This window comes from Burkholderia sp. Ac-20349 (genome assembly GCF_017104865.1).
GTDB classification, from domain to species: Bacteria; Pseudomonadota; Gammaproteobacteria; order Burkholderiales; family Burkholderiaceae; genus Burkholderia; species Burkholderia aenigmatica.
Window position 1 is genome coordinate 1 of the sequence record NZ_JAAGPM010000372.1, and the last position, 355, is coordinate 355.

1 protein-coding gene is annotated in these 355 nt (G+C 50.7%); it reads left to right on the forward strand.

Annotated features, from left to right (window positions below):
* Positions 1 to 55 precede the first annotated feature (55 nt).
* A partial coding sequence (locus G3N61_RS39305; RefSeq protein ID WP_205825144.1) for a hypothetical protein occupies positions 56 to 355 on the forward strand: 300 nt, incomplete at its 3' end.

A 355-nucleotide genomic window follows, 5' to 3' on the forward strand; every position in this document is an offset into this window, starting at 1 on the left:
TGCGTGATGTTGCCCTGGGTCTTGCCCTGGATGCTGATATAGGCGGGAGTCGGCATTGGCTGCTTCCTTGAAGTTATTGTCGAAAAGGCCGGTTGGGCCTTGGCGCCGGAATGGCATGGGCTCTTTACGCAATAGCCGTGCCAATCCACACGCGTTGTCGCGCTATTCCTTCAGGATCAATGCGTTAGGGGTATTTGAGGGACATCCACCAGATATCTGGCAACACGAATCTCAAAAGAAATCGTCTTTTTTGAGGGGAAATCGGGCCATTTTTGGCCCGATCAAAATCAACCCATTGAAAAGAAAGAGAATTTATCGGGCCATTTTTGGCTCGACCGGGTCAAAAATGGCCCGA